Genomic DNA, 21787 nt, shown 5'->3' with positions numbered 1-21787 from the left:
CCATGGCCCTCACCCGCGCAGGCCGACTGCGCCTGCACACCCAGCGGCTGCCGGGACGGCCCGACGGCCCCCGCCCCGACACCCCCACCGTCGTCTTCCTCCACGGGCTCGTGATGGACAACCTCTCGAGCTTCTACTGCACCCTCGCGGGCCCCCTCGCCCAGGCCGGACACGATGTGCTCCTCTACGACCAGCGCGGACACGGCCGCAGCGACCGCCCGCCCACCGGCTACGACATGGGCACCGCGACCACCGACCTCGCCGCCCTGCTCGCCTCCCTCGGACTCGACCGCGGCCCCGTCCATCTGATCGGCAACAGCTACGGCGGCGCCCTCGCCCTGCACACCGCGCTGGTCAGGCCCCAGCTGGTCGCCTCGCTCGTGCTGATCGACGCCCATCTGACCGGCGACTGGGTCGAGGACATGACCGACACCCTCACCGTGGCGGCCCTCGGCCTCGAACACAGCCGGCTGCCCGAGCAGCTCGCCGCGCTCGGCCGGCGCAAGGAGGCCAAGCTGACCGCCGGCGCCGACGCCCTGCTCAACCGCACCACCCTCATCGAGGACATCGCCGCGGCCACCGCCTTCACCGCCAGCGACTTCACCAGACTCCGCCGCCCGGTCCTCGCCGTCTACGGCGAACACTCCGAACTCCTCCCAGGAGCAAGAGAGTTGGCGTCGAATGCACCCGACTGCGAACTGTGTGTACTGCCCGGCGTGGGACACACCGTGCTCAAGGAGGCCACCGAAGGACTCCGCGGCGCGGTACTGGCACGGCTCGGCGCACCGGCCGGGGCGGTGACCGGATGAGAGTCCTGTTCGTCGTCCCGCCGCTGGCCGGACACGTCAACCCCACCCTCGCGGTCGCCGCCGAACTCACCGCCCGCGGCCACCATGTCGCCTGGACCGGCCCCGCCGCGGCCCTCGCGCCGCTGCTCCCCCCGGGCGCCCCGCTGTACCCGGCCGGAGACCGGGGCGCGGCCGACGGCCATGACGTCCTGCACCAGCGGTGGCGCGACCTGCGCGGTGTCGCGGCCCTGCGCTTCCTGTGGGCGGAGGCCCTCGTCCCGCTCGCCCACGCGATGCTGCCCGGCGTGCACACCGCCGTCGAGGCCTTCGGCCCCGATGTGCTGGTGGCCGACCAACAGGCCCTCGCCGGGCCCCTGGTGGCGCGGCGGCTCGGCCTGCCCTGGGTGACCTCGGCGACCACCTCGGCGGAGTTCACCCGGCCCTTCGAGGGCTTCCCGAAGGTGGGGGAGTGGGTGGCCGGGCGCATCGCGGCGCTGCTCGCCGACTGCGGTGCGCCCGGCGGCTGGGACCCGCGCTTCTCCCCACATCTGGTGCTGGTCTTCTCCACCCCCGAACTCATCGGGGGTGGAGGACCGGACCACCCGCCCCACCACGCCTTCGTCGGGCCCGCCTTCGGCCACCGCCCGCCCGCCGCCGACTTCCCCTGGCGCCGCCTGGATCCCGCCCGCGCCCGGGTACTCGTCTCCCTGGGCACCCTCAACCGCGAGGCGGGCGCCCGCTTCTACCCCGCCGTACTCCGCGCCGCCGAGGCCCTCGCGGACCGGGCACAGCTGATCCTCGCCGCCCCCGAAGGCGTCGCCGCCACCCTCCCTCCCAATGTGCTGCACCAGGAGTACGTCCCCCAGCTCCAGCTGCTGCCACACCTCGACGCCGTGCTGTGCCACGGCGGCCACAACACCGTCTGCGAGGCGCTCGCCCACGGGCTGCCGCTGGTCGTGGCGCCGGTCCGCGACGATCAGCCGATCGTGGCCCGCCAGGTGGCCGACGCCGGCGCGGGGGTGCGGGTCCGCTTCGGCCGGGCCCGTACCGACGAGCTGCGCCACGCCCTGACCGCCGTGCTGGACGACCCGGCCCACCGCAGCGCGGCCCGCCGCATCCAGGCGTCCTTCGCCGCGGCGGGCGGTGCCACCACAGCGGCCGACCGCCTGGAGAAGCTGCCCACCACGGCCGGCACCCGCACCGAGAAGGGATCGTGAAGCAGATGACACGAGCGCACCGCTCCGGAACACGGACACGATGGGCGGCCGCCGCCGCGGCGACGGCCCTGGCCGCGGGCACCGTACGCGCCCGCCGCAGGCTCGCCGCGCTGCCCGTGCTCGACCCCACCGCACCGAACGACACCTCCGCCTCCCCACCCCCGCTCACCGGCTGGCACCTGATCACCGCGCCCGGCGTCGCGGTCGACGAGGCGACGCTGCGCGCCGCGGCCGCCCACGCCGCGCGCGAAGGGCTGTGCCTGCTCGACCTCATCCCGCCGCGGCTCGACACCGACAGCACCCTCGGCCTGCTCCGGCTGCTCGACCCCGCGGCCCACGGCGCCGACCGCTGCGCCCCGGGCCACGGCGCGGGCCATGCCCTGCTGGTCGCCGACGACCTCCACCGGCGCGCCGGGCTCGACGCCGCGCCGCCACCGAGTTCCGTAGCCGGCCTCCTCCGCCTCCTCGCCACCCTCAAGGAGTACGCCCCCGACACCACCGGCTGGGCCATCGCCCCTGGCCTGACGGCCCCGCCGCCCGACGCCGCGCGGCGCGCCGAGGAGCTGAGCGCCCGCGGCCTGCCACCGGGCCTGATGTCCGCCGCCCAGCTCGCCGGTCTCGCGCTGCTGCTCAAGTGCCTTGTTTCGGCGCCACGTTGGGGCGCAGCGGCGGCCGCCCTGTACTGGCTCCAGCCCGCCGCGGTACTCGCCACCACCCGCCGACTGCACCCCGCCGACCTCTCCCGCGCCACGGCGGCCCGCCCGCTGCGCTCCCTGTCCGCCGCGCTACGGACCCTGCGCACACCGCCCGCCGAGCCGACCGGCGCCGCCGACGCACCGGACTGCCGGGCCGCATACACCGCCGAACTCGCCCATGGCACCGACCACTTCTTCGAACCACGCCGCCCGGAATGCCCCTGGTGCGCGGCACCCGACCCCGTCGTCCGGGTCCGCATGCCCGACCTGCTCCAGGGCAAGCCCGGCCGCTTCACCCTCGAAGAGTGCCGCCACTGCGGCCACATCTTCCAGAACCCCCGGCTCACCCGGGACGGACTCGACTTCTACTACCGCGACTTCTACGACGGCCTCGGCGGCGAGGGCGCGGCCCTGGTCCTGGGCCGGATGAACGGCACCTACCGCGCCCGCGCCGAACTGCTCAAGCCCTTCACCACCCCCAGGGCCTGGCTGGACGTCGGTACGGCCGGCGGACACTTCTGCAACGCCGCGCGCACCGTATGGCCCGACACCCGCTTCGACGGCCTGGACATGGGCGAGAGCGTGCACGCGGCCGAGCGCCGGGGGTGGATCGCCACCGGCTACCGGGGCCAGTTCCCCGACCTCGCCGACCGGCTCGCCGGCCGCTACGACACGGTGAGCATGCACCACTACCTCGAACACACCCGGGACCCGTTCGCCGAGCTCGACGCGGCCGGCAAGGTCCTGGCCCCCGGCGGCCATCTGCTCATCGAACTCCCCGACCCCGAGGCCCGGATCGCCCGGCTGCTCGGCCCGCACTGGCTGCCCTGGTTCCAGCCCCAGCACCAGCACCTCATGCCCGTCGGCAACCTCAAACAGGCCCTGGCCGAACGGGGGTTCACCGTCCTCGTCGAACAGCACGGAGCGGCCCACCAGACCAACGCCGACTTCATCGGTGCCGTCGCCCTCACCGCCAACCGGCTCGCCCCCGACCCGGCCGCGCCCTGGGCCACCGTCCCCGCCACCCCGGCCCGCCGCGCCGCCCGAAGCGCCGTACAGGCCCTGGCACTTCCCTGCTACGGCGCCGCGATCGCCCTCGACACCGTACGCACCGCGGTGGCCCGCGCCACCGGCGGCGGCAACGCCTACCGGCTGCTCGCCCGCAAGGATCCGGGGTGACCGCCGTGGACCTGGCCCAGACCCCGACGGCGGACCCGCTGCTGCGGCTGCTCGCCCATGGCTTCGCGACGACCTACGGCCGCCGCCCCGCGGCGGTGTGGCGCGCCCCGTACGCCTTCCCGCTCCCGGCGCGGGCCATCCCGCCGGGGACCGCGCCACGCACCGACCGGGTCGCGGCGGCCAACTGGTACGTCGGCGTGGCCGTCGCCCCGCGCGCCGACGGAATGCTGCGCTGCGGCTCCCTCAACCACCCGGCCGACGGCGCCGAACTCCCCCTCACCGGACCCGCCGCCCCCGCACCCGGCTGGGCGGCCCGCCCCTACGCCGCGCTGCGCGCCCTCGCCGCCGCCGGAATCGGCCGGGGCGGCGCCGATCTCCAGCTGAACGCCGCGCTCCCCGACGCCGTGGGGCTGCCCGTCGCCGAACCCCTGGAGTGCGCGGCCGCGCTGGCCGTCGCGGACACCCACGCCGACCGGGGCGGCCACCCGCCCACCCGGGCAGAGCTGGCACGTCTCCTGTGCGCCGCCGTACCCGGCGATGACGCCCTGCGCCGAGCCGTGCTGTTCGCCCGCGCCGGGCAGCTGCTCGCGGCCGACGGCAGCGCACACCGGCCGCTGCGCGCCCGCGACGGCGCCCCCGCACCGTGCCTGCTGCTTCTCACGGTCCGCGGCAGCGACGAACCCACCGCCACCGCCCTCGCCATCCGCGAAGCCCGCCGCGCCGGCGCCTGGTGCGCCTGGTGGCCCGGCCGGCGCCCCGGCCGCAGCGTGCTGCTGCTGGCGCCCCGGGACCGGCGGGCGGCGATCCGTACCGCGGTGGCCGAGGCCTTCGCCCACCGCGACCTGCCCGTACCCCGCCTGCTGCGGATCGCCGCCGCCGACGCGGCCCACCGCGCCGACCGACCGGACCATCCCGCCGGACCGACAAGGAATGAGGACCGATGAAACCCGCAACGATCCCACTGCGCAGGGCGCTCGCCGCGACCCTCGGCGCGCTCGGCCTGATCGTCACGGCCACCACCGCCCAGGCCCACGGCACCCACGTCCAGGGCACCGGGCCGCACGGCCCGAAGGCCGCGGTGCCGGCCTATGACCACGTCGTCATCGTCGTCTTCGAGAACAAGCAGTACAACGAGATCATCGGCAGCTCCAAGGCGCCCTACATCAACCAACTCGCCCAGGGCGGCGCAAGCCTGACCGGCATGAAGGCGCTCACCCACCCCAGCCAGCCGAACTACTTCAACCTCTTCTCCGGCGCCACCCAGGGCATCACCGGCGACGGCTGCTACGCCGTCCAGTCGATGAACGCCCCCAACCTCGGCCAGGAGCTGATCGCCGCCGGCAAGACCTTCGGCAGCTACAACGAGGGTCTGCCCAACGAGGGTTCCACGGCCTGCTCCAGCGGCAAGTACGCGCAGAAGCACAACCCCTGGTTCGCCTTCAACAACGTCCCGGTCAACACCGGCAAGACCTTCGCGCAGTTCCCCAAGGACGACTTCGGCAAGCTGCCGACGCTGTCGTTCGTCATCCCTGACCTGTGCAACGACATGCACGACTGCGCCGTCGGCAGCGGCGACACCTGGATCAAGAACAACCTCGACTCCTACGCCCAGTGGGCCAAGGCCAACAACAGCCTGCTGATGCTCACGTGGGACGAGGACAACTACCTCGGCTCCAACCAGATCGCATCCGTCTTCTACGGCACCCATGTCAAACAGGGCAACCTCGCCGGCGCGTACAACCACTACAGCCTGCTGCGGACCTTCGAGGACATGTACGGCACCGGGCACGCGGGCAACGCCGCCACGGCAACCCCCGTGACCGGAGTGTTCGACACCAACCGCCGCTGACCCCTCGCCCGAGGAGACGTCCGTGTATCTCTCGTCCAGCCGCGCCGCCGACGCCTCGGCCGGCGTCGCCCGCGACCGGCCCTCCGTCCGCCGCGCCGTCGCCGGCAATGTCGTCGCCCTCGGTCTGGTCAGCATGGTCACGGATGTCTCCTCGGAGATGGTCTCCGCGGTGCTGCCGCTGTATCTGGTCGCCGGCCTCGGCATGACCCCGCTCGCCTACGGCCTGCTCGACGGCGTCTACCAGGGCGTTACCGCGCTGGTCCGGCTCATCGGCTCGTACGCCGCGGACCGCACCCGGCGCCGCAAACTCGTCGCGGGCACCGGCTACGCCCTCTCCGCGGTCTGCAAACCCGTCCTGCTCGCCGTCACCACCCCCTGGGCGATCGGCGCCGTCCTGGCCGCCGACCGCACCGGCAAGGGCCTGCGCAGCGCCCCGCGCGACGCCCTGATCTCGCTGTCCACCACCCCCGAGGAACAGGGCCGCGCCTTCGGCGTGCACCGCACCCTGGACACCGCCGGCGCCCTGCTCGGCCCGCTCGCCGCCTTCGGCGTCCTCCGGGTCGCCCAGGACGGCTATGACGCGGTCTTCCAGGTCAGCTTCTGCGCCGCGGCGTTCGGGGTTGTGCTGCTCGTCCTCTACGTCCGCGAACCGCGCCTGGCCCCCGCCGAACACCGTACGAGGCCACGCCTTCCGGGACTACCGCGAACGCTGCGCACCCTGGCCCGTACCCCCGGCGTGCCCCGGCTGACCCTCGCCGCCGTCCTCCTGGGCGCCGCGACCATCAGCGACGCCTTCCTCTACCTCGTCCTCCAGCAGCGCCACCACCTCGACGCCCGGTGGTTCCCGCTGCTGCCGGTCGGCACCGCGGCGGCCTTCCTGCTGCTGGCGCTCCCGATCGGCCGCCTCGCGGACCGCGTGGGACGCCTGAGGGTCTTCCTCGCCGGCCATGGGGCCCTGCTCGCCGCCTACCTCCTGCTGCTCGCCCCGACCGGCGCCCAACTCCCTTCCATGGCCGTCCTGTTCGTCCTCCTGGGAGTCTTCTACGCCGCCACCGACGGGGTGCTGATGGCCGCCGCCGCTCCGCCGCTGCCACCCGCCCTGCGGGCCAGCGGCCTCGCCCTGGTGCAGACCGGCCAGGCCGTGGGCCGCTTCGCCGCCGCGGTCCTCTTCGGCGCGGCCTGGACCGCCCTCGGCCCCACCACCGCCCTGGCCGCGGCGGCCGGCTGCCTGGCCGCCGCCGTCGCGCTCTGCGCCCCGATCCTCGCTCGCAGAAAGGCAACGCCATGACGCCGGCGCCCGCCCGTCACCGCCTCCTGGTGCTCCTCGTGGCCACGGTCCTGCTCGTCGTGGGCGCCGTCGTCGCCGTCGGCCGCGCCGCCGGCCGGGCCGCCGAGCGCGACCACCGCCAGGCGGGCCAACCCGGCGTGAAACAGGGACAGTTGGACCTCCGTCGGCCGGGCCGCCTGATCTTCCGCAACCTGGCGTGGGGGCCGCAGCGCGACCACCTCGCCGCCGTCCCCCTGACCGCCCCCGGCGCCGCCCGTACCGCCGCGCCCAGAGACTGCCTGCGCTTCCACGCCGCCGCCGGCACCGGAATCTGCCTGCGGTCCGAAGGGGGAGTGGTGCCCGAGCACGAGGCCGTGGTCCTGAACTCCCGCATGCAGCCCGTACGCCGCTTCCCGGCGCCCGGCATCCCCACCCGCGCCAGGGTCTCGCCCAGCGGCCGGCTCGTCGCCTGGACGGTCTTCGTCAGCGGCGACTCGTACGCCGGCGGTGCCTTCTCCACCCGTACCGCGATCTACGACACCCGCACCGGCACCCTCCACGACAACCTGGAGGACTTCACCGTCCTGGTCGGCGGCCGCCGCCACGAAGCCGTCGACCACAACTTCTGGGGCGTGACCTTCGCCGCCGACGACACCACCTTCTACGCCACCCTCGGCACCCAGGGCCGCACCTATCTGGTCCGCGGCAATCTGACCCGCCGCACTCTGACCGCCGTCCACGAGAACGTCGAGTGCCCCTCCCTCTCCCCGGACGGCACCCGAATCGCCTTCAAGAAGCGGGTACGGCCCAAGGGGGCGGACGCGCCCTGGCGGCTGTACGTCCTGGATCTGCGCAGCGGGCGCGAGACGCCGCTCGCCGAGCGGGCGAGCGTCGACGACCAGGCCCTGTGGCTGGACCGCGGCACCCTCCTCTACGCCCTGCCCGGGGACTACGGCGCCGACCTGTGGGAGGTGCCGGCCAACGGCAAAGGCCACCCCCGCAAGGTGGTGGCCTCCGCCGTGTCGCCCGCCGTCACCGGGCCCTGAGAGCCGGCCTCAGCGCCGCCGCACCAGCGGGAACGGCAGCGTCTCGCGGATCGACAGCCCGGTCAGGAACATCACCAGCCGGTCCACGCCGATCCCCAGGCCGCCCGTCGGCGGCATCGCGTACTCGAGGGCCTGCAGGAAGTCCTCGTCCAGCTCCATCGCCTCCGGGTTACCGCCGGCCGCCAGCAGCGACTGGGCGGTGAGCCGCCGCCGCTGCTCGACCGGGTCGGTCAGCTCCGAGTAGGCGGTGCCCAGTTCGGTGCCGAACGCGACCAGGTCCCAGCGCTCGGCGAGCCGCGGGTCCTTGCGGTGCTGACGGGTCAGCGGCGAGACATCGGTGGGGAAGTCCTTGTAGAACGTGGGGAGCTGGGTCTTCTCCTCCACCAGCCGCTCATACATCTCCAGGACGATGTCACCGCGCCCCATCTCCGGCTTCACCGGCACCGCGGCCCGCAGACACAGCCGCCGCAGCACATCCGGCTCGGTATCCGCGTCGACCTCCTCGCCGAGCGCCTCCGAGATCGCGCCGTAGACGGTCTTGACCGGCCACAGCCCCGAGATGTCGTGCTCCACCAGCCGGCCGTTCGCATCCGCCTTACGGGCGGTGGCGCTGCCGAACGCCGCGATCGCCGCGCCCTGGATCAGCTCCCGGGTCAGGTCGAGCATCACGTCGTAGTCGGCGAACGCCTGGTACGCCTCCAGCATCGTGAACTCGGGGTTGTGCTTGTACGAGATGCCCTCGTTACGGAACGTCCGCCCCATCTCGAAGACCTTCTCCATACCGCCCACGCACAGCCGCTTGAGATACAGCTCCGGCGCGATACGCAGGTACAGGTCCAGGTCGTAGGCGTTGATGTGGGTCTGGAACGGGCGGGCGTTGGCGCCGCCGTGGATCTGCTGCAGCATCGGCGTCTCGACCTCGAGATAGCCGCGGTCGATCAGCCCCTGACGCAGCGCCTGCACGGCCGTGCTGCGCGCCCGTACGGTCTCCCGCGCATCCGGCGAGACGACCAGATCCACATACCGCTGACGGACCTTGGCCTCCGGGTCGGACAGCCCGCGCCGCTTGTCGGGCAGCGGCCGCAGACACTTGGCGGTCAGCCGCCACTGCGTCACGAACACCGTCAGCTCACCGCGGTCGCTCGCGCCGATCTCGCCCTCGGCCTCGACATGGTCACCCAGGTCGATGTCCGCGCCGAACCGCTCCAGCAGCTCCGCGCCGGTGCCGTCCCGGGTCAGCGCGATCTGCAGATCGCCCGACCAGTCCCGCAGCACCGCGAAGAGCACCCCGCCGTGGTCACGGGTGAGCAGCACCCGCCCGGCGACGCTGACCGACTTGCCGGTACGGCTCCCCGGTGCGAGGTCGCGATGCTCGGCCCGTACCTCGCCGAGCGTATGCGTCCGCTGCACCCCCACCGGATACGGATCCGTGCCCGCCTCCCGCAGCCGCTCCAGCTTCCGGTGGCGCACCCGCACCTGCTCGGGCAGCGCGGCCAGCTCCTGCTCGCGCTGCTCCTCCTCGGTGGCCGGGGTGTGCACCAGCCCGAGCTCGTGCAGCGACGGCAGACCCGCGGTGCTCGCCGGGGCCAGCACCCGCTTCTTGTGCCCCTTGCCCCACAGCTTGCCCAGGCTCGGTACGGCCACGAAGCCCTCGGCGATACCGGACGCGAGCCCGATCCGGGCCAGCGCACCGGCATCGGCGTAGCACAGGAACCGCGGGTACCACTCGGGGTTGTACTTGGCATTGGAACGGTAGAGGGCCTCCAGCTGCCACCACTTGGAGAAGAACAGCAGCAGGTTGCGCCAGAACTTCAGCACCGGCCCGGCGCCGATCCGGCCGCCCTCCTCGAAGGCCGACCGGAACACCGCGAAGTTCAGCGAGATCCGGCGCACCCCGAGCTGCCCGGACTGGGCGCACAGCTGGGCGACCATGTACTCCATGACGCCGTTGGGGGCGGCCCGGTCGCGGCGCATCACATCCAGCGAGATGCCGTCCGTGCCCCAGGGGACGAAGGACAGCAGCGCCATCATCTTGCCGTCGCCGTCGAACGCCTCCGCCAGCAGACAGTCCCCGTCCGCCCCGTCGCCGAGCCGGTCCAGCGCCATCGAGAAGCCGCGCTCGGTCTCGGTGTCACGCCAGGCGTCCGCCCGGTGGATGACTTCCTGCATCTCCTCGTCGGAGAGCGCGGAGTGGCGGCGCAGCCGGAAGGTGGCGCCGGTGCGCTCGACGCGGTTGACGGCCTGCCGGGTCACCCGCATCTCGCGGCCGTCCAGGTCGAAGTCCTTGACGTGCAGGATCGCCTCGTCGCCCAGCTGCAGCGCGCCCAGCCCGGCGCGTGCGAACGCCTTGGCGCCGTCCTCGCTCGCGCCCATGACGGCGGGCTGCCAGCCGTACCGTCCGGCGACCTCCAGCCAGGCCTCGATGGCCGGGCCCCAGGCTTCCCGGTCGCCGACCGGGTCGCCACTGGCCAGGCAGACGCCGGTCTCCACGCGATAGGTGACGGCGGCCTTGCCGCTGGGGGAGAAGACGACGGCCTTGTCGCGGCGGGTGGCGAAGTAGCCCAGCGAGTCCTGGCTGCCGTAGCGGGCGAGCAGCGCCCGGATACGGGCCTCCTCGTCGCCGTGCAGCGCGGCCTCCATCCGCTGCGAACGGAACAGCGCGGCGGCGGCGTTCAGCAGCGCCAGCGCGCCCAGCAGACCCACTACCGTGCCGACCCAGTGCGGCGGATGTCCGGTGAAGGGATGGCCGAATGCCAGTTCGCCGCTGACGCGGTTGGCGGTCCACAGCAGCCGGTTCCCGCCGCCGGACGCCAGCGTGCCGGGGAGCAGCGAGACCAGGCCCCACCCGATCAGCACCGCCACCACCAGCCCGCCGGCCAGCACGCCGATGGCCCGCAGGAACGCCCCGCGCCGGGTGATCGCGTAGAACTCGCGGTGCGCGGCGAGCAGCAGCACCAGCACGCCGACGCACAGCACGACGGAGATGCCGTACTCCCAGTAGCCCGCGGCGACGAACAGGGCACCCCCCAGGGTGACCATCACCATGTACGCGACCAGGAACCACAGCGCCACCCGTTTACGGGCGGCCAGCGCGGCGCCGAGCAGAAGAAGAAACGCGGCATAGGCGAAGTTCGGCGTCACCGGGATCGTGAGCGTGTCCAGCCAGTAGATCACCGGCTGGAGTCCGCGCCGCAAGGGCCCGATCAGTGCTGTCAGGGCGCAGAAGAGCCCCAGCACGCTGAAGGTGATGGCGAAGCCGTTGGGCACACGGCGCCGAAAACGTCGCCACGCCGTAAGTTGATCCTGGTCCTGCACGGTGCTCATTCCGTCAGATTAGGCTGGGAAAGGGGTCTGCTGCTGTGGGGCCGGGGGACCATCCAGTCTCCGGTCCGTCGGCCGTGTCGGCTTTCCCCCGTACGGACGATCCGGTGGCCCGTCCGGAGTTGTCCGCCCGGGGCTCGCCTCCGGCATGCCGAGGCTGCCGGTCTTGGCGGTGGTCACCGACTCCTTGACCTCTCCGGTCGCCCCTCGGACGTTCTTCGTGCGGGCGACGACGGAGTATTTGGTGGCCGGGCCGGTTCGCGTACGCGAGGTCCAGACCGTGTCGCCCCTCCCGAGCCCGCCGGCCAGCTGCTCGCCCCGGGGGTCGGTGACCGTCACCTCGGTCAGCACACCGCCGCTCGCGGTCACCCGGAGCTGGTCTCCGGCCTGCACCGTCCGTGACCCGCTCGCCGCTCCCAGCCCCACCTTCACCGCAGCGCCCTCGCTCGCCGACGCCGTACTTACCCCGCACCCGCTGAGCGCGCCGATACCGATCAGCGACAGCAGTACGAGCGCGCCGCGCGACGACCGGCGGGGCCGGGCGCGGCGGGGGGCGGGGGGATGGCTCATGAGCGGGCTTTCTTCGGTGGTGCGGGTCCGACGGGGACGTCGGCCGCTAAGACGCTCGATCGCGATGCTCCGTTGCGCGGAGTGATGTGACGCGCGCCACATCACTGGGGGGTGAAGGGTGAGGCCGGTCGGTGACGTGCAGTGATCACCCGGTTGGCGCACCGGGCCGCGAACCGGACATACCCCGAAATACGCCAAACTGGCCACTCATTGCCGTCCGTTCGGGCGGCGGTCGAGGAGGTGCACCATGGCAATTTCCATTTCGGTCGTGCTACTGCTGGTGATCTTGACCGTCATCTTTCTGCGCAGCGGAAAGCTCAAGTTCTCGCACGCCCTGGTGTGCGCACTGCTCGGCTTCTACCTGGCGAGCAGCAGCCTCGCACCCGACATCCACCAAGGGCTCGCCGGCGCCGCCGACGTGGTGAGCAGCGTGCGTCCGTGACAGTAGCGGCCTACCGGAACCTCATCCTCGCCACCCTCGGCTTCACCATCACCTTCTGGGCGTGGAGCCTGATCTCCCCGCTCGGCCACGCCTTCAAGGTCAGTCTCCACCTGACCGACTTCGAGGTCGCGGTGCTGGTGGCGGTGCCGGTACTGGTCGGCTCGCTGGGCCGGGTGCCGGTCGGTGCGCTCACCGACCGCTATGGCGCCCGGGTGATGTTCCCCCTGGTCTCCGCGCTCACCATCGCGCCGGTGCTGCTGCTCATCCCCGTCAAGACCTCCTACGGCGCGCTGCTCGCCGTCGGCTTCTTCCTCGGCCTGGGCGGCACCACCTTCGCCATCGGCATCCCCCTCGTCAACGGCTGGTTCCCGCCCGCCCAACGCGGGCTGGCCCTGGGCATCTTCGGCATGGGCATGGGCGGCGTGGCGCTCTCGGACTATCTCACCCCGCGCATCCACGCATACGACGAGAACCTCCCCTACCTCGTCGTCGCCATCGCGCTCGCGGGATTCGCCCTGCTCGCCGCACTCCTGATCACCGACCACCCGGACCGGGCCGTCCCGCAGACCTCGCTCGCCAGCCGGCTGGGCAAGGCCGGCCGGCGCCGGGTCACCTGGGAGCTTGCCGCGCTGTACGCGATCGGCTTCGGCGGAATCCTCGCACTCGGCGTCTATCTGCCCACCTATCTGCAGACCTGGTACCACCTCGACGCCGCCGACGCGGGCACCAAGGCGGCCGGGTTCGTGCTGGTCGGCGTGGTCTTCCGGCCCATCGGCGGCTGGTGCTCGGACCGTGTGCACCCGGCCGTCGTCGCCGCCGCCGCGCTCGGTGCGGTCGCCCTGTCCGCCATCGTCCAGGCCTTCGACCCGGTGCTGGACCCGGCCGGCACCCTCGTCTTCCTGATCATGGCGGCGGGCCTCGGCGCGGTCGGCGGTGCGGTCTTCGCCCTGGTCTCCCGGGTCACCCCGCAGGCCCGGGTCGGCAGCGTCAGCGGCGTCGTCGGCGCGGTGGGCGGCCTCGGCGGCTTCGTGCCCCCGCTCGTCATGGGGGCGGTCTACCGCAGCAAGGGCTCCTACTCCATCGGCTTCATGCTGCTCGCCGATCTGGCCCTGGCCGGCTGCGCCTACGCCGTCGGCCGGATGCGCACCGCGGGCGCCGGCCGCGCCCAGGAGGCCTGACCCGCCCGCTCACCCGAAGCCCTTCAGCGAAGCCCCTCGCCCGAAGCCCGTCACCCGAACGAAAAGACCCCGATCGCATTCGGCACCGGCCGCTCCGCCCCGCCCGACGGATGATTCCGTACCGTCACATCCCGGCCGAACGGATCGCGGGTGACCAGCGTCGAGGACCCGCCGCCGTCGAGATTGACCGCATCCTGCGACCCCAGCCGGCTCATCAGCTCGCCCAGCTCCCGCACCGTCATGCCGGCCTCCCCGCGCGTCCCGTCCAGCGACATCAGATACAGCACCCGGCCGCCGCCCCCGGTTCCCGCCGCGGTACGCACCGTCGCCGCACCGGAGTCGAGACCGTCCACCGGCTGCGCGTCGCGCACGATCGGGAAGCCGCCGACCGCGAACCGCAGCGGAACGGGCCCCCGGCCGATCAGGCGGTGGCTGATCTGCACCGGATCGCCCAGATGCAGCTTGCGCAGCTGCCGCGCCCCTTCCTCCCGTCCCAACAGCACCACATCCCCCTCGGCGACCCCGCCCGCGCCCGGCCGCTCGGCCAGCTCCGCCACCCGGCCGTGCCGGACCGTCACCTCCGCGGTCTCCGCACTGCACGGGGCGGCGCGTTCGGTGTCCGTACCGCAGGTGGCGCGCACCCGGGAGACCGGACCCCACAGCTCGGTGTACGCGCCGATACCGTCCACCGGGAGCGCGTACTGATTGAGTCCGCGCAGCGGCAGCGGCCCGTCGGCGGTCCATACCGTGCCGCGCAGCGTCAGCCGGTCCAGCCGCGCCCGGTGGTCGTAGCCGATGCCGATGACGTCCTCGGTAGTCGCGCCGGGCGACATGACCGGCCCGAACCGCTGCCCGTCCGGCACCGCGGCCTTCAGCCGCCGCCCGGACGAGATCGCCGGCCCGACCGAGGATCCCGTCGGCTCCACGCCAGGGTGCTGGCCCTCGGAGATATTGAAGAAATCGCCGTTGACGGCCCCCACCGCGCCCCGAGCGGCGGCCAGTTGGGAGACCGGCGACCGCGCCCCCACCGCCCCCGGGTACAGCAGATCCACCGTCACCCGCGGATCGTCCAGATCGATCGTCAGCAGATGGCCGTGCGCGGTGCCACGCGGCACCGGCGTCCAGAACTCTCCGTACTCCACACCGGGCGCCACCGGCACGACGGCCGACTGGCGCGGGGCATCGCCCGCGGCGGCCGCCCGCACCCCGCCGGCCACCCCTCCACCGGCCAGTGCGGCCCAGGCGACCAGCACCGTCAGTACGACGCGCATCCGACCGAATCGCTGCTTCACGAGCCCCCCTGACGTGGCGCCAACTGTCCCAGGTGCCGAAGACGCGCACCGTGGCCCGCAGATGTCCGGAATCTGCACACCCGCTGTACGGCCGTCATGTCGCCCCAGGCCGCCGGTCAGCGGCCCGCCTCGGTGACCAGCTGCATATAGTGCGCCCAGTCCCAGTACTGCCCCGGGTCGGTGTGATCGGTCCCGGGGACCTCGACATGGCCGATGATGTGTTCGCGGTCCTTGGGGATCCGATAGCGGTCGCAGACCGCGGCGGTCAGCAGGGCCGACTGCGCGTACAGCGCGTCCGTGAACCACTTCGGGTCGTCGATCCAGCCCTCGTGCTCGATGCCGATCGCGCGGGTGTTGTAGTCCCAGTTCCCGGCGTGCCAGGCGACATCCTTCTCGAGTACGCACTGGGCGACATAGCCGTCGGCGGACCGGACGACATAGTGCGCGGCCGCTTTGTGGGCCGGGTCCTGGAAGAGATCGATGGTGTCGTCGAACGTCTCCTGCGTCACATGCACGACGACCAGGTCGACCGCGTACTGGGTCGGCCGGTCGGCGGCGGTGAAGTTGGCGGCGTCGGCCGGCATCCAGTGGATGGGGGGATAGCCGTCGGTCCCGGTGGGGCCGGCCGGTTCAGCGGAGTCGGTCGGGCCGTCGGGGAGCGGGGTCGCGCGTGCGGCGGCCGCGGTCAGCGGTCCGAGGGCTGCCGCCGTGGCGATCGCGGCGGCACCGGTGAGCAGCCGCCTGCGGGCCGGGGAGTGGGGGGCTGACTCCATGTGAACTCCTGACAAGGACCGAGGTCGCGGACATGTCATGCACATGCGATGTGCTCATGATGCGCAACAGCTCACGCCCTGCCAAGGGAATGGCCGTTCCGTCAATGGGCTTTACCAGTGACGGAACCCCGCGGGTCAGGATTAGCTCAATATCATCTGAACGGCCGTCACCCGGGTGCCGCGCCCCCACTCCTGGCGGAGCGACAGGGCAGCCGACTACCCGGGTGACGGAGACCGCCGCCTTGCTCAGTGACCGATCTCCACGTCCTCCAGGATGCCCAGCGCATCCGGCACCAGCACCGCCGCCGAGTAGTACGCGCTGACCAGGTACTTGATGACCGCCTGCTCATTGATGCCCATGAAGCGCACCGACAGCCCCGGCTGGTACTCGTCCGGAATGCCGGTCTGGTGCAGCCCGACCACGCCCTGGTTCTCCTCGCCGACCCGCAGCGCGAGAATCGAGCTGGTCTGGTCCGGGTTCACCGGAATCTTGTTGCACGGCAGCAGCGGAATGCCTCGCCAGGCACGGACCGCGGTGCCCTCCACCTCCGCCCCGGTGGGATAGATCCCCCGCGCGTTCCACTCACGCCCGATGGCTGCGATGGTGCGCGGATGCGCCAGCAGGAACTGGGTCTTACGGCGCCGCGAGATCAGCTCGTCCAGATCGTCGGGGGTGGGCCGGCCGTTGCGGGGGTGAATGCGCTGCTTGAGATCGGCGTTGTGCAGCAGCCCGAAATCGCGGTTGTTGATCATTTCGTGTTCCTGGCGCTCGCGCAGCGCCTCCACGGTCAGCCGCAGCTGCTGGTCCAGCTGGTTCATCGGGTCGTTGTAGAGGTCCGCGACCCGTGAGTGGATCTTCAGAACGGTCTGCGCGACGCTGAGCTCGTACTCCCGTGGCGTCTGGTCGTAGTCGGCGAACGTGCCGGGCAGGGACGGCTCGCCGACATGGCCCGCCGCAACCTCGATGGCCGCCTCACCGTGCTTGTTCTGCGCCGGCACCAGCGCGGCCCGGAAGTTCTCGACATGCTCGCGCAGCGACGCCGACCGTCCCAGCACCTCCTCGTAGTCGGCGCGCGACAGCGTCAGGGCGGTCACCCGGGTCACCGCCCGTACGGTGTGCTGCCATGTCGCGTCCGATCCCAGCAGCGCCGCATCGCCCAGGTGGTCGCCGCCGGCCAGCGTCCCCAGCACCGTTTCGTCGCCGTACTTGCCGGTGCCGAGGCGGTCCAGCCTGCCGTGTGCGATCAGGATGATCCGGTCCGCCGCCTGGTCCTCCTGGGCAAGCACATCGCCGGGTGCGAACTCCTGCTGGGCGAACCGGTCGGCGAGCGCCTCCAGCGTCGCGGTGTCCGTGTAGCCGCGCAGCGGCGCCATCTCCCGCAACTCGACCGGAATCACCCGGATTTCGGCGCCGGTCGTGATGAACTCCACCCGGCCGTCGCCGAGCGTGTGGGTAAGGCGGCGGTTGACGCGGTACGTGCCGCCCGAGACCTGCGTCCACGGCAGGACGCGCAGCAGCCAGCGGGAGGAGATCCCCTGCATCTGCGGCACGGTCTTGGTCGTGGTCGCCAGCTTGCGCGCGGCCGCGGTGTCCAGGCTGGAACGGTTCTGCTCGCTGCCGGACGCCTGCGGGCCGGAGGTCGGGTCCACGGATGTGGTCATGGAGAAAGCTCACCTGTTCTGTCGGTGCGGTGGGTACTGCGAAGCGCTGAGGGGGAGTTCTGGCCATTCAACGTCCGGTCATTCAATGACCGATTTCCACGTCCTCGAGGACGCCCAGCGCGTCCGGAACGAGAATGGCCGCCGAATAGTAGGCACTGACCAGATAGTTGATGACGGCCCGGTCATCGATTCCCATGAAGCGCACCGAGAGGCTCGGCTCGTATTCGTCGGGAATTCCACTGCGATGCAGGCCGACGACGCCCTGCTGTTCCTCGCCGGTACGCAGCAGCAGAACCGAACTCGTTCCCTCCTTCGTCACCGGGATCTTGTTGCACGGGAAGATCGGCACCCCGCGCCACGACGGCAGCGAATGCCCCATGTAGTCCACCGCCGTCGGATACAGCCCACGGGCGCTGGCCTCCCGGCCGATCGCGGCGATCGCCTTGGGGTGCGCGAGCAGAAAGCCCGGGTCCTTCCAGACCGTCGCGAGCAGTTCATCGAGGTCGTCGGGGGTGGGCGGGCCGCTGCGGGTGCGGATGCGCTGCTTGAGGTCGGCGTTGTGCAGCAGCCCGAACGCGGGGTTGTTGATCATTTCGTTTTCCTGACGCTCACGCAGCGCCTGGATGGTCAGCTTGAGCTGTTCCTCGACCTGGTTCATCGGGTCGTTGTAGAGGTCGCCGACCCGGGTGTGGGTGCGCAGCACCGTCTGCGCGACGCTGAGTTCGTACTCCCGCGGCGCCAGGTCGTAGTCGACGAAGGCGCTGGGCAGCGACGGTTCGCCGTGGTGACCGGAGGCGACGGAGACCGCCGATTCCCCGCTGGAGTTCGTCGGCTGTACGGGCCCCTGCCCGGCCGTCGCGAGATGCTCGCGCAGCTCGGGTGAGCGGTCGATGATCTCCAGCGCGGCCTGCCGGGGCAGCGTCATGACCGTGACGCGCGTCACCGCGCGATAGCTGAACTCCCAGGCCGCCTCGTCGGTGGTGAGCGGTGCGTCGCCGAGGTGATCGCCGCCGGCCAGCGCGGCCAGCACGGTCGCCTCCCCGTACTTGCCGGTGCCGATGCGGTCCACCCGGCCGTGTGCGATCAGCACCAGCCGGTCCCTGGGCCCGCCGGCCTCGGCGATCAGCTCCCCTGGTGCGTATTCCCGCTGGGTGAATCGTTCCCCCAGCGCGGCCAGCACCTCGGTGTCGGTGAAGTCCCGCAGGGCGGGCAGCTCGCGCAGCTCCTCGGGAATGATCGCGACATCGGTGCCGGAAATGTCGAAATCGATACGCCCGTCGCCGACGGTGTGCGACAGCCGGCGGTTGACGCGATACGTACCACCGGAGACCTGCACCCAGGGCAGCAGCCGCAGCAGCCACCGGGAAGTGATTCCCTGCATTTGCGGAGCGGTTTTGGTGGTGGTCGCCAAATTCCGGGCCGCGGTGGTACTCAGACTCGAATGCGAGGAATCCTCGGTGCCTTCGATGAGCGTCTCGTCGGCAATCGTCACAACTCCGCCTATCTCTTGAAGGGTGCGACACAGCTGGAACGCCCTCCCCATTCAGGGGAGTTCGGCTCGTCAGCGGCTCACCGCACCGAAGATAGTGGTGCTGATTAAATCAGCACAATCGCTCGAATGGGTGGCATGGAAAACCTCTTCCATGGAAAGGTTTAGCCGGTTCAGTAATGGGGAGAGTGTGCCGGGGTACCGGTGTGGACCGGATCGTCGAGGACGGCCCGCAATGCGTCATACGCCGCCCCGAGCAGCGGACCGTCGGCACCCAGCCGGGACACCGTCACCGGACATCCGTCGGGCCACGCGGGGGCCGGGGCGACGGCCGTCCGCAGCCGCAACTCCCGCTCCAGCGAGGGCACGATCCAGGGCGCGAGCCGCGCCAGCGCGCCGCCGAGGATCACCGCCCGGGGGTCGAGCAGATTCACCGTCCCGGCGAGCGCGATGCCCAGCGCGGTTCCCGCCTCGTGCAGCGCTCTGGTGGTGGCCTCGTCCCCGTCGGCGGCCCGGCGCGCGAGCAGTGCGATACGGGCGCCGGGGCCCGGATGCGCGGCGGCCTGTTCCGGTGTGAGCCCGCCCCCGCGCAGTACGGCCCGTTCCCCCGCGTACTGCTCCAGGCAGCCCCGGCCCCCGCAGTCGCACGGATGCCCGTCCGGATACACCGGGACATGTCCCAGCTCGCCCGCGAAACCCCGTGCGCCACGAAGGAGTTGACCGTCCACGACGACCGCGGCGCCGATCCCGATCTCCGCCGAGACATGGACAAAGTCCGTCGGCGGCGCGATCCCGTCGGCGCCGGCGCCCAGTTGGAGTTCGGCCAGCGCGCCGAGGTTGGCCTCGTTGTCGACGGTGAGCGGAAGGGGGGCGTCGCAGGCCGTGGCGTCCTCCGGGCCGACGGTGAGCGCGGTGGCCAGTCCCGGGGCGAGATCCGCCGCCCGCCAGCCGAGGTTGGGGGCGTGCACCACGGTCGTCGAGCCGCGGGCCACCAGCCCGGGGACCGCCACCGTCAGCCCGGCGGGCCGCAGCCCCTCGGCGGCGATCCGGGCCGCCACCTCCGCCAGCAGCGCGGACAGCCGCCGGAGCACGGGCCCGGGTGCGCTGTGCCGGTTCGCCGCGTCCGTCGCCACCCGGGCCCGGACCCGGCCGCGCAGATCCACCGCGCATACGGCCAGATGGTCGATGCCTATCTCGGCCCCGATCCCCGCCGGGCCCCGGTCGCTGACCGCCAGCTCGCTCCCCGGCCGCCCCCGCCCGCTGGGCGCCGCCCGCCCGGCCTCGACCAGCAGCCCGGCCCGCAACAACTCCTCCACCAGCGGCGCAACCCCCGCCCGCGTCAGCCCGATCCGCGCCGCAACCCCTGCCCGGGACATCGTCCCTGCGGCGGCCACTGCCCGCAGCACCCGGGACAGGTTGCGGCGGCGCAGCGCTTGCTGGGTGTCGGGGGTGGGCATGGGGCGTCCTTGGGATGGTGTGGGTGGGGGAGCGGAGACCGCCGCCGCGGCCTGCGGCCTTATCCGCGGAGCAGCGCCTGCCCGCCCGCCAGCGTCGCCGCCAGCCGCTCCCGGGCCGCCTCGTCCCGTTCCCGCGCCTCGTACGACGCGCCGCGGGCCGTACCCCACCGCCGGGCCACCGCCGCCGGGTCCTCGCCCAGCAGGAGCCCGGCCGCCTGGGCCGCCGCGCCGAGGGCCACGAGTTCCTGGGCCTCGGGTACCACCACCGGGCGGCCGGACAGGCGCCGTACGGTCTCCCGCCAGGCCAGGCCCTTTGCGCCGCCGCCGATCAGCAGCAGGGGGGTATCGGGCGCGGCATCCGCGTCCAGCACCTGGTCCAGGGCCTGCAGCAGGGTGAACACCGCGCCGTCGTACGCCGCTTGGAGCACCTGGCCCGCCGTGGTGTCATGCCGTAGCCCGTGCAGCAGGCCCGAGGCGGCCGGCAGGTTCGGGGTCCGCTCGCCGTCCAGGAAGGGCAGCACCACCGCGCTGCCACCTGGCTCGACGGCCTCGCGGTCCCGGCCCAGCAGCGCCGCGATCCGGTCCACGGCGAGCGTGCAGTTCAGGGTGCAGGCGAGCGGCAGCCAGTCGCCGCGGGCGTCGGCGAAGCCCGCGACGGTGCCGCTCGGGTCGGCGGGCCGGTGCGTGGAGACGGCGTAGACCGTCCCGGAGGTGCCCAGGCTCAGCACCGGCTGTCCGGGGCGCAGGCCCAGGCCGAGCGCCGCCGCCATGTTGTCCCCGGTGCCGGCCGCCACCAACGCGCCGTGCGGCAGTGGCAGATCGTCGGCGTGGACCGTCCCGGCGGCTTCGCCCGGCGAGGCGACCCGCGGCAGTGCGTCGACGGGCAGGCCGACATGGTCCAGGATCTGCGCGTCGTACGACTCGGTGGCCGCCGCCCACCAGCCCGTCCCCGAGGCGTCACCGCGGTCGGTGACGCCCTGGCCGGTCAGCCGCTGATTGAGGTAGTCGTGCGGCAGCCGCACCGCGGCCGTGGCGGCCGCCGCCTCGGGCTCGTTCGCCCGCAACCAGGCCCATTTGGCGACCGTGAACGCCGGCCCCGGCACGCTCCCGACCCGGTCCGCCCAGGCCTTCGCGCCGCCCAACTCCTCGATCAGCCGCTCGCTTTGGTGCGCGGGCCGCACGTCGTTCCACAGCATCGCCGGGCGCACGGGCTCTCCGGCCGCGTCCAGCGCCACCAGGCCGTGCTGCTGGCCGCCGACGGACACCGCGGAGGCCTGCCGCGCCGCGTCGCCGCACTGCCGCAGCGCCTCGCCCAGCGCCCGCCACCACTGCCGCGGGTCGGTCTCCTTGCCGTCGCCGCCGCTGACGGTGTGCGGCGCATGCCCCCGGGCGACGACCGCGCCGGTCGCGGCGTCCACGACCAGCGTCTTGGTGGACTGGGTGGAGCTGTCCACCCCGACGACGAGCGGTCCGGCTGCCTGTGCGCCCATCGTGCATTCTCCTCAGCGGCTCGGTGTGCGGCCTGGCTGCCAGGGGGTTCCCCGGCGTGCTGCCGCATATTA

The 21787-nt window shown here is 72.7% G+C and carries 17 protein-coding genes; 9 read left to right on the top strand and 8 right to left on the bottom strand.

Annotated elements, in window-relative coordinates; translation table 11 throughout:
* Positions 1 to 2 precede the first annotated feature (2 nt).
* From ACZ4S3_RS01750 to ACZ4S3_RS01720, 7 genes are read left to right on the top strand one after another with little or no spacing between them, the layout of a single operon-like run.
* Positions 3 to 809: an alpha/beta fold hydrolase gene (locus ACZ4S3_RS01750; RefSeq protein WP_467924484.1), complete on the top strand. Its 807-nt coding sequence runs from the start codon at positions 3 to 5 to the stop codon at positions 807 to 809.
* Positions 806 to 2005, top strand: coding sequence for a glycosyltransferase (locus ACZ4S3_RS01745; RefSeq protein WP_467924482.1), 1200 nt, complete (start codon positions 806 to 808; stop codon positions 2003 to 2005). The genes ACZ4S3_RS01750 and ACZ4S3_RS01745 overlap by 4 nt, the downstream gene beginning before the upstream one ends.
* A 5-nt stretch (positions 2006 to 2010) precedes the next feature.
* Complete coding sequence (locus ACZ4S3_RS01740; RefSeq protein WP_467924480.1) at positions 2011 to 3879, top strand: class I SAM-dependent methyltransferase; 1869 nt, start codon at positions 2011 to 2013, stop codon at positions 3877 to 3879.
* Positions 3876 to 4823, top strand: a complete 948-nt coding sequence (locus tag ACZ4S3_RS01735; protein WP_467924479.1) for a galactokinase — start codon at positions 3876 to 3878, stop codon at positions 4821 to 4823. Before ACZ4S3_RS01740 ends, ACZ4S3_RS01735 begins: the two co-directional genes overlap by 4 nt.
* Positions 4820 to 5728, top strand: a complete 909-nt coding sequence (locus ACZ4S3_RS01730) for an alkaline phosphatase family protein (protein ID WP_467924477.1) — start codon at positions 4820 to 4822, stop codon at positions 5726 to 5728. Before ACZ4S3_RS01735 ends, ACZ4S3_RS01730 begins: the two co-directional genes overlap by 4 nt.
* A gap of 22 nt (positions 5729 to 5750) precedes the next feature.
* Entirely contained in the window at positions 5751 to 7016 is a 1266-nt protein-coding gene (locus ACZ4S3_RS01725) for an MFS transporter (protein WP_467924476.1), read from the top strand.
* Positions 7013 to 8041 (top strand): TolB-like translocation protein, encoded by a 1029-nt coding sequence (locus ACZ4S3_RS01720; RefSeq protein WP_467924475.1) that lies wholly within the window; start codon positions 7013 to 7015, stop codon positions 8039 to 8041. The genes ACZ4S3_RS01725 and ACZ4S3_RS01720 overlap by 4 nt, the downstream gene beginning before the upstream one ends.
* A gap of 9 nt (positions 8042 to 8050) precedes the next feature.
* Here ACZ4S3_RS01720 and lysX read toward each other — a convergent pair whose 3' ends face one another.
* Positions 8051 to 11365 carry a bifunctional lysylphosphatidylglycerol synthetase/lysine--tRNA ligase LysX gene (gene lysX, locus ACZ4S3_RS01715; RefSeq protein WP_467924474.1) on the bottom strand — a complete coding sequence of 1105 codons (3315 nt, stop codon included), beginning with the start codon at positions 11363 to 11365 and terminating at the stop codon, positions 8051 to 8053.
* Positions 11366 to 11374: 9 nt separating this feature from the next.
* Positions 11375 to 11932 (bottom strand): Ig-like domain-containing protein, encoded by a 558-nt coding sequence (locus ACZ4S3_RS01710; protein WP_467924473.1) that lies wholly within the window; start codon positions 11930 to 11932, stop codon positions 11375 to 11377.
* Positions 11933 to 12179: 247 nt separating this feature from the next.
* On the opposite strand from ACZ4S3_RS01710, the gene ACZ4S3_RS01705 reads away from it, so the two are divergent.
* Entirely contained in the window at positions 12180 to 12374 is a 195-nt protein-coding gene (locus ACZ4S3_RS01705; RefSeq protein WP_361321389.1) for a hypothetical protein, read from the top strand.
* Positions 12371 to 13552, top strand: coding sequence for an MFS transporter (locus ACZ4S3_RS01700; RefSeq protein ID WP_467924471.1), 1182 nt, complete (start codon positions 12371 to 12373; stop codon positions 13550 to 13552). The genes ACZ4S3_RS01705 and ACZ4S3_RS01700 overlap by 4 nt, the downstream gene beginning before the upstream one ends.
* A 50-nt stretch (positions 13553 to 13602) precedes the next feature.
* Here ACZ4S3_RS01700 and ACZ4S3_RS01695 read toward each other — a convergent pair whose 3' ends face one another.
* The 6 genes from ACZ4S3_RS01695 to xylB all read right to left on the bottom strand — a co-directional run bounded on the left by ACZ4S3_RS01695 (position 13603) and on the right by xylB (position 21715).
* Positions 13603 to 14823, bottom strand: a complete 1221-nt coding sequence (locus tag ACZ4S3_RS01695) for a phosphodiester glycosidase family protein (protein WP_467925205.1) — start codon at positions 14821 to 14823, stop codon at positions 13603 to 13605.
* 137 nt (positions 14824 to 14960) lie between these two features.
* On the bottom strand, positions 14961 to 15617 hold the full coding sequence (locus ACZ4S3_RS01690; RefSeq protein WP_467924469.1) for an N-acetylmuramoyl-L-alanine amidase: 657 nt from the start codon (positions 15615 to 15617) through the stop codon (positions 14961 to 14963).
* 246 nt (positions 15618 to 15863) lie between these two features.
* Positions 15864 to 17279: a family 2B encapsulin nanocompartment shell protein gene (locus tag ACZ4S3_RS01685; protein ID WP_467924467.1), complete on the bottom strand. Its 1416-nt coding sequence runs from the start codon at positions 17277 to 17279 to the stop codon at positions 15864 to 15866.
* A gap of 82 nt (positions 17280 to 17361) precedes the next feature.
* Positions 17362 to 18822 carry a family 2B encapsulin nanocompartment shell protein gene (locus ACZ4S3_RS01680; RefSeq protein ID WP_467924465.1) on the bottom strand — a complete coding sequence of 487 codons (1461 nt, stop codon included), beginning with the start codon at positions 18820 to 18822 and terminating at the stop codon, positions 17362 to 17364.
* Between the two features lie 119 nt (positions 18823 to 18941).
* Positions 18942 to 20225 carry an ROK family protein gene (locus tag ACZ4S3_RS01675; protein ID WP_467924463.1) on the bottom strand — a complete coding sequence of 428 codons (1284 nt, stop codon included), beginning with the start codon at positions 20223 to 20225 and terminating at the stop codon, positions 18942 to 18944.
* Between the two features lie 59 nt (positions 20226 to 20284).
* Positions 20285 to 21715, bottom strand: a complete 1431-nt coding sequence (gene xylB / locus ACZ4S3_RS01670; protein ID WP_467924461.1) for a xylulokinase — start codon at positions 21713 to 21715, stop codon at positions 20285 to 20287.
* Between the last annotated feature and the right edge of the window lie 72 nt (positions 21716 to 21787).

The sequence above is a fragment of the Streptomyces sp. NPDC028368 genome, from assembly GCF_055565615.1.
This window is presented reverse-complemented; position numbering and strand designations above follow the sequence as displayed.

Coding starts and splice junctions, on each gene's coding strand:
- ACZ4S3_RS01750 (WP_467924484.1), top strand. CDS start 3: ATGGCCCTCACCCGCGCAGGCCGACTGCGCCTGCACACCCAGCGGCTG.
- ACZ4S3_RS01745 (WP_467924482.1), top strand. CDS start 806: ATGAGAGTCCTGTTCGTCGTCCCGCCGCTGGCCGGACACGTCAACCCC.
- ACZ4S3_RS01740 (WP_467924480.1), top strand. CDS start 2,011: ATGACACGAGCGCACCGCTCCGGAACACGGACACGATGGGCGGCCGCC.
- ACZ4S3_RS01730 (WP_467924477.1), top strand. CDS start 4,820: ATGAAACCCGCAACGATCCCACTGCGCAGGGCGCTCGCCGCGACCCTC.
- ACZ4S3_RS01720 (WP_467924475.1), top strand. CDS start 7,013: ATGACGCCGGCGCCCGCCCGTCACCGCCTCCTGGTGCTCCTCGTGGCC.
- lysX (WP_467924474.1), bottom strand. CDS start 11,365: ATGAGCACCGTGCAGGACCAGGATCAACTTACGGCGTGGCGACGTTTT.
- ACZ4S3_RS01710 (WP_467924473.1), bottom strand. CDS start 11,932: ATGAGCCATCCCCCCGCCCCCCGCCGCGCCCGGCCCCGCCGGTCGTCG.
- ACZ4S3_RS01705 (WP_361321389.1), top strand. CDS start 12,180: ATGGCAATTTCCATTTCGGTCGTGCTACTGCTGGTGATCTTGACCGTC.
- ACZ4S3_RS01695 (WP_467925205.1), bottom strand. CDS start 14,823: ATGCGCGTCGTACTGACGGTGCTGGTCGCCTGGGCCGCACTGGCCGGT.
- ACZ4S3_RS01690 (WP_467924469.1), bottom strand. CDS start 15,617: ATGGAGTCAGCCCCCCACTCCCCGGCCCGCAGGCGGCTGCTCACCGGT.
- ACZ4S3_RS01685 (WP_467924467.1), bottom strand. CDS start 17,279: ATGACCACATCCGTGGACCCGACCTCCGGCCCGCAGGCGTCCGGCAGC.
- ACZ4S3_RS01680 (WP_467924465.1), bottom strand. CDS start 18,822: ATGGGGAGGGCGTTCCAGCTGTGTCGCACCCTTCAAGAGATAGGCGGA.
- ACZ4S3_RS01675 (WP_467924463.1), bottom strand. CDS start 20,225: ATGCCCACCCCCGACACCCAGCAAGCGCTGCGCCGCCGCAACCTGTCC.
- xylB (WP_467924461.1), bottom strand. CDS start 21,715: ATGGGCGCACAGGCAGCCGGACCGCTCGTCGTCGGGGTGGACAGCTCC.